Below are 6,842 nucleotides of genomic sequence, written 5' to 3' on the forward strand. Positions count from 1 at the left end.
ATGTGCGCCGGGCGAGCCCCTTTCTCCGGGTGCGTACGGGGGGAGCCTCCGCCGGATCGGAAAGATCGGGAGGATCGGGAGGATCAGAAGGGCCGGACGGGCCGCGCGGGTCAGACCTGGTCCCGGCGGGCCCGGGTCAGCCAGACGCCCGCGCCGCCGGCGGTCAGCAGCGCCGCGGCGAGCGCGGCCATCACGCCCGCGTCCGGCGCCCCGGTCCGCGGCAGCCGGTCCTTGCCCTCACCCTTGCCCTCGCCGGAGGGCGCGCCCGGAGCGCCCGGCGCGCCGCCGTCCTTGCCGCCGTCCTTGCCGCCCGTGGAGGGCGCCCCGCCCTCCTTGCCGTCGCCCGTGCCCCCGGCCCCCGGCGACCCGCCGTCCTGGCCGCCGGGGGACGGGGAACTCGTGCCCCCGCCGTCGCCGGTCGCCGACGCCGGCACGTTCTTCGTGCCGAGTTGCAGCGGCGTGTCCGGCGCGTTGGGTGTCGGCTTCGTCGTGCCGAACGGCACGGGGCCCTGCTGCCACAGCAGCGTGTCCGTCTCGCCGAGGGTCACCGGCAGACAGACGCGCCCGGTCCGCTTCAGGTCGTAGCGGGCGGTGACCTGGTACGTCTTGCTCTTTCCCGCGCCCAGCGGCCCCACGGGGCAGGAGAAACCGCTGTTGGACCCCTCCGGAAGTTTTCCTTCCGGAATGGCCGCGCACCCCTCGACGGCCTTCACCGTGAGCCCCTCGAAGCCCACCACGGACATCCGTACGGCGCCCGTTTCCTTGTCGCCCTTGTTCTTCACCGTGGCGGTCAGCGTGGTGTTCCCGCTGCCGTTGTCGACGGAGATCGTCTTCGGCAGTTCCGTGCCGATCTCGTAGCCGGCCGGCGCGCTGGGCCCGGGCGTCCCGCCCTCGTCGCTGCCGGGCGTCGGCTCCGCCGAGGCCGTCCCCACCACCCCCAGGGGAATCGCCGTCAGGGCCAACACCGCACCTATGGCCAAGAATTGTTGCCTTCGATTACCTGTGCGCATTTCCCGTCCCCCCAAATCCGCATGAGCCGCAGAGGTATGTGAATAGGTACCACAAGATTCCGGCCAACTGTGCTGTCATGGTCCCATGTTCACGAATCCGGACCGGTCGTGAGGGATTCGGTAAAACACCGGCCGACCATGGGGAAAAGCGGGAAGGAATTCCCGCTCAGGGGAGAGCGGGCAGGGTGGGACAGATGAGCGGGGAGCCTCGGGAGCGACTCGTTGCCGGCCGTTATCGGCTGATGGAACTGATCGGTCAGGGGGGAATGGGGCGGGTGTGGCGCGCGGTGGACGAGGTGCTCGACCGCCCCGTGGCCGCCAAGGAGATCCGTATCGACGACCACGGCGAGGACAGCCGGGTGCAGCGCGAGCGGAGCCTGCGCGAGGCCCGCGCGACGGCCCGCATCGACCACCCCAACGTGGTCCGGGTCTACGACGTGGTGGAGGTCCGGGAGGACGGACGGCTGTGGATCGTCATGGAGTTCGTGGCGGCCCGCTCCCTCGAACAGGTGCTGACCCAGGACGGCCCGGTGTCGCCGCGGGAGGCCGCGCGGTACGGGCTCGGGCTGGTCGCCGCGCTGCGGGAGGTGCACGCGGTGGGGGTGCTGCACCGCGACATCAAGCCGGGGAACGTGCTGATCGACACCCGGGGCCGGGTGGTGCTCACCGACTTCGGGATCGCCGCCGTGCGCGACGCGGCGGCGCTGACCATGGCGGGCATGCTGGTCGGTTCGCCGGACTACATGGCGCCCGAGCGGATCGAGGGCCGCACGCAAGGGCCGCCCTCGGACCTGTGGTCGCTGGGCGCGACGCTCTGCGCCGCCGTCGGCGGGCGGTCGCCGTTCAGCCGGCCCGCCACGCTGGCGACCCTGCACGCGGTGCTCTACGAGGAGCCGGAGCTGCCGGAGCGGGCCGGGCCGCTGCGCGAGGTGCTGGTGGGGTTGCTGGTCAAGGACCCCGAGGCGCGGCTGGGGCTCGACGAGGTGGCGGAACGGCTCGCTCCGCTGCTGGCGCCGCCGGCCGGCCCGCGCGAGGAGGATTCGGCCCGCGCCCCGGCCGCGCACCCGCCGACGGTGGTGTCCGCGCGGGGCGCTCCCGCGCGGGAGGAGCGGATACGTTCGCTTTCGACGCCTCGCGCTGCGGCGCCGCCCCCACCGACCGCCCCGCCGGAGCCGGTACGTTCCGAGTCCGCGCCGCCGGAGCCCGTACGTCAGCAGTCCGGGCCGCGCCAACCGGCTCCGCCGGAGGCCGCGCCGCCCGAGCCCGATGCGCCGGGGGCCGCATCGCCCGAGCCCGCGCCGCCGGGGGCCGTACGTTCCGACTCGGCGTCGCCGGGGCCCGTACGGTCCGGCCCCGCGCCGCGTCCACCGGCACCGCCGGAGCCGGTACGTTCCGAGTCCGCTCCGTCCGAGGCCGTACCTCCGGGCCCCGTACGGTCCGGCCCCGCGTCGCCGGGGCCCGTAGGCCAACAGCCCGCGCCCGAGTCCGTACGCCCGGAGCCCGGGTCGCGTCCACCGGCACCGCCGGAGGCCGTACCGCCGGAGCCGGTACGTTCCCAGCCCGCGTCGCCGGGGCCCGTAGGCCGGCAGGCCGCGCCGCGTCCACCGGGCCCGCCGGGGGCCGTATCGCCCGAGCCCGCGCCGCCGGAAGCCGTACGCCCCGAGCCCGGGCCACACTCACCGGCGGCCCCGCCGGGGGCCGTACGCCCGGGGCCGGCGGGTCGGCCGCGCAGCCCGCGCGGCCCCCGCACCCCGCACCCGCCCACCGTGGTCGACGCGCCGGCCGGCCCCGCGCCGAGCGCCCCGCGGCGCGCGGCCGGCGAAGCGGAGCCCGCCGGGCCGTCCGCCGCCGGCCCCGCGCCGGGCGGCCCGCCGTCCGCCTCCGGCGGCGACCCGCCGCGACGCCTCGCACGGGGCCGGACCCGGCCCTCGCGCCGGTCCGCGCTCATCGCCGCCGCCGGCGTCATCGCGGCCGCCGGCATCGCCGCCGCCGTGGTGGCCGCCATCCAGGGCGGCCCGGACGGCGACCGCCGCGACCCGGTCGTCGCCGGCACCAGCCGGCCGCCCTCCGCCGCCGCGACCACCACCGCCTCGCAGGCCCCGGGCACCCGGGACACCCGGGACACCCGCGACGAGGACGGCTTCCGCTGGGCCCCGCCCGCCGACTGGAACCGCACCGCCGAGAGCCCGAGCAATGTCACCTACAACTCACCGGACGGCACCACCGAGGTCTCCGCCCGGCGCGACCCGACGGCCGGGGGCGACCTCTACGACCAGTGGGTGTCCTTCGAGCGCCAGCAGCACGACGCCCCGGGCTACCGCCGGATCAAGCTGGAGCGCACCACCTTCCGCTCCCACCCGGCGGTGGTCTGGGAGTACGCGTACTCCCAGAACGGCGCACAAAGGTACGGGCGGCAGCTCGGCTTCCGGATCGGCGCCGACACCTTCCAACTCAGTGTCTGGTACGCCGCCTCGGCCGAGACTGCCGCCCTGGCGGTTCACGAGCGGGTCAAGGAGTCCTTCCGCCCGCTCTGATCACGCTCCCTGTCGCGCGTGACCGTTGCTCGCTTCTACTCGGCGCCGCCGTCCGAGCCGGACCCGGCGCCGACCGAGGTCCCGACCACCGCGCCGCTCGCCGCACCGCTCGCCGCGCTCGCGGCATCCGCGCGGTCGAGCCCCGCGCCCATCTTCTGCCGCACCAGGGCGATGGCCACGACCACGGCCGCCACCAGCACCGACAGGCCCACGACCTGGCGGTTGGCGTCGTCGAAGAACATGTAGACCAGCACGAAGGTGATCATGACGATGGTGGCCCAGGTCAGATACGGGAAGAGCCACATCCGCACCACGAGCTTCTCCGGGTTCTCCCGAAGGATGATCTTCCGCATGCGCAGCTGGGTCACGCAGATGACCAGCCACACGAAGAGCGCGACCGCGCCGGAGGAGTTCAGCAGGAACTTGAAGACCGTGTCCGGCCACATGTAGTTGAAGAACACCGAGAGGAAGCCGAAGACGACCGAGCCCAGGATCGCGGCCTGCGGCACGCCCTTGGCGGTGGTGCGGCCGAACGACTTCGGTGCGTCACCGCGCTGGCCGAGCGAGAACGCCATCCGGGAGGCGGTGTAGAGGCCGGAGTTGAGGCAGGAGAGCACGGCGGTCAGCACGATCACGTTCATGATCTGACCGGCGTGCGGGATGCCGATGGAGTCCAGGGCCGCGACGTAGGAGCCCTTCTCCAGGATCGACTTGTCGTCCCAGGGCAGCAGCGCCACCACGACGAAGATCGAGCCCAGGTAGAAGACGCCGATCCGCCAGATCACGCTGTTGGTGGCCTTGGTGACGGCGCGCTGCGGGTCCTCGGACTCGCCGGCGGCGAGGGTGACGATCTCACTGCCCATGAAGGAGAAGACGACCATCAGCACACCGGTGAGGATGGCGCCCGCGCCGTTCGGCAGGAACCCGCCGTGCGCGGTGAGGTTGTCGAAGCCCGCGCCGGGGTTGTCCGAGCCGGGCAGCAGGCCGAACACGGCCAGCCCGCCGATGACCACGAACGCGGCGATCGCGACGACCTTGACGCCGGCGAACCAGAACTCGAACTCGCCGTAGGAGCTGACCGAGGCCAGGTTGGTGGCGGTGAGCACCACCATGACGATCAGTGCCCAGGCCCACTGCGGGACCTGCGGTATCCAGCCCTCCAGGATCACCGCGCCGGCCGTCGCCTCGACCGCCAGCACCACGACCCAGAAGAACCAGTAGAGCCAGCCGATGGAGAAGCCGGCCCAGCGGCCCAGCGCGCGGTCGGCGTAGGCGGAGAACGATCCGGAGGTCGGGTTGGCCGCGGCCATCTCCCCGAGCATCCGCATCACGAACACGACCATCGCGCCCACCAGGGCGTACGACAGCAGAATGCCGGGCCCGGCTGCCGCGATGCCGGAACTCGACCCCACGAACAGTCCGGCGCCGATCACGCCACCAATGGCGATCATGGAAAGGTGGCGGTTCTTGAGGCCCGCCTTGAGACCGTCGGGGCCTTCGCCGGGCCCGGGGGTGCCCGGGGCGGCGGCGTTCGCCGTGGTCTTCGTCGTGGGTTGCACGCTCATGTGCCCTGTTCCTTCGCTCTCGGGTTACGAGCCCGGTCAGTGAATCTCAGGAGAACGCAAAGGAAAACCTTTGAATCCGGATCGTTGTATTTGAGCTCTCCTTGAGATGTGACACACGCCACCCGACGTCGGCCCTGTCGGCGCCGCATGCCACACTCGGACCATGCGCGTGTACCTCGGCTCCGATCATGCCGGTTACGAACTGAAGAACCACCTCGTCGAGTGGCTGAAGGCCCAGGGCCACGAGCCCGTCGACTGCGGCCCGCACATCTACGACGCCCAGGACGACTACCCGCCGTTCTGCCTGCGCGCCGCCGAGCGCACGGCCGCCGACCCCGAGGCCCTCGGCATCGTGATCGGTGGCTCGGGCAACGGCGAGGCCATCGCCGCCAACAAGGTCAAGGGCGTCCGGGCGGCCCTCGCCTGGAGCGAGCAGACCGCGGCGCTCGGCCGTGAGCACAACAACGCCAATGTGATCAGCATCGGCGGCCGGATGCACACCCTGGAGGAGTCGACCCGGTTCGTCGAGATCTTCCTGGCGACCCCGTACTCCGGCGAGGAGCGCCACACCCGCCGCATCGAGCAGCTCGCCGCGTACGAGACCACCGGCGACCTGCCGCCCATCCCGGCCCACCACCCCCAGCAGGAGGGCTGAGCCGGGCATGCCCGAGGGGCATACGATCCACCGCCTCGCCCAGGACTGCCGGGACCGGTTCGCCGGCCGGGCGGTCCGGGCGAGCAGCCCGCAGGGCAAGTTCTCGGACGGCGCGGCGCTGCTCGACGGGCAGGTGCTGACCGGGGCGGAGGCCCACGGCAAGCACCTGTTCCTGGGCTTCGGGCCGGCGGGCTGGGTCCATGTCCACCTGGGCCTGTACGGGAAGGTCACCTTCGGTACGGGTCCGGCGCCGGCCCCGGTGGGCGCGGTGCGGCTGCGCCTGGCGACGGGCGCGACGGCCTCCCCCGAGGAGGACGGCCCCGCTGCCGACGCCCACTACGACGCCGACGCCCACTACGCGGATCTGCGCGGGCCCACCGCCTGCGAGCTGATCACCGAGGGCGAGAAGCGCGCGATACACGACCGGCTCGGTGACGATCCGCTGCGCGCGTCCGACGACGGCTCCGGCGCGTGGGCGCGGATCTCCCGCAGCCGCACGTCGATCGCCGCGCTGCTCATGGACCAGAAGGTCATCTCGGGCGTCGGCAATGTCTACCGCGCCGAGGTCCTCTTCCGGCACGGCATCGACCCCTATCGCCCCGGGCGCGATCTCACCCGGTCCGAGTGGGACGCGATCTGGGCGGATCTGGTCGCGCTGATGCGCGAGGGCGTGCGGAACAACCGGATCGACACGGTGCGGCCGGAGCACACGCCGGAGGCGATGGGGCGCCCGCCGCGCGTGGACGACCACGGCGGCGAGGTCTACGTCTACCGGCGCGCGGCCCAGCGCTGCCACATCTGCGCGGACGAGGTGCGGGCGGCCGTGCTCGCGGGGCGCAACCTGTTCTGGTGCGCCCGCTGTCAGCCGCCCGTGGCGGTGTCGGCGCCGGCGCGCTGACACACGCCGACGCCGACCGCCGGGATCAGAACCCGTGCGGCAGCCACGGCGCCACCGGCGACGCGAACGCCACCGCCGCCTCGCGCACCGCCCCCGCCCGGATCTCCCGCACCCGCCTCGATCAAATGCCACGCCGCCCCGTGGAACCCGCACGACACATAGCGGTCGGCCTCGCCCGTC

The 6,842-nt window shown here is 73.4% G+C and carries 6 protein-coding genes; 3 read left to right on the forward strand and 3 right to left on the reverse strand.

Annotated elements, in window-relative coordinates:
• Positions 1 to 110: 110 nt before the first annotated feature.
• Positions 111 to 965: a cell wall protein gene (locus ACSNOD_RS26650; RefSeq protein ID WP_436769611.1), complete on the reverse strand. Its 855-nt coding sequence runs from the start codon at positions 963 to 965 to the stop codon at positions 111 to 113.
• Between the two features lie 239 nt (positions 966 to 1,204).
• On the opposite strand from ACSNOD_RS26650, the gene ACSNOD_RS26655 reads away from it, so the two are divergent.
• Positions 1,205 to 3,544: a protein kinase domain-containing protein gene (locus tag ACSNOD_RS26655; protein ID WP_436769612.1), complete on the forward strand. Its 2,340-nt coding sequence runs from the start codon at positions 1,205 to 1,207 to the stop codon at positions 3,542 to 3,544.
• A 35-nt stretch (positions 3,545 to 3,579) separates the two neighbouring features.
• Here ACSNOD_RS26655 and ACSNOD_RS26660 read toward each other — a convergent pair whose 3' ends face one another.
• Positions 3,580 to 5,109 (reverse strand): amino acid permease, encoded by a 1,530-nt coding sequence (locus ACSNOD_RS26660; RefSeq protein ID WP_436769613.1) that lies wholly within the window; start codon positions 5,107 to 5,109, stop codon positions 3,580 to 3,582.
• Between the two features lie 163 nt (positions 5,110 to 5,272).
• On the opposite strand from ACSNOD_RS26660, the gene ACSNOD_RS26665 reads away from it, so the two are divergent.
• Both ACSNOD_RS26665 and ACSNOD_RS26670 read left to right on the forward strand, forming a co-directional pair.
• Complete coding sequence (locus ACSNOD_RS26665; RefSeq protein ID WP_436769614.1) at positions 5,273 to 5,764, forward strand: ribose-5-phosphate isomerase; 492 nt, start codon at positions 5,273 to 5,275, stop codon at positions 5,762 to 5,764.
• A gap of 7 nt (positions 5,765 to 5,771) precedes the next feature.
• A complete protein-coding gene (locus ACSNOD_RS26670) occupies positions 5,772 to 6,662 on the forward strand; it encodes an Fpg/Nei family DNA glycosylase (RefSeq protein WP_436769615.1) in 891 nt (296 codons plus the stop codon).
• On the opposite strand, the gene ACSNOD_RS26675 is transcribed toward ACSNOD_RS26670, so the two are convergent.
• Positions 6,626 to 6,842 (reverse strand): hypothetical protein (locus tag ACSNOD_RS26675; protein ID WP_436769616.1); only part of this gene is annotated, 217 nt, incomplete at its 5' end. The genes ACSNOD_RS26670 and ACSNOD_RS26675 overlap by 37 nt on opposite strands.

Source organism: Streptomyces sp. URMC 123 (genome assembly GCF_051386515.1).
GTDB lineage: Bacteria > Actinomycetota > Actinomycetes > Streptomycetales > Streptomycetaceae > Streptomyces.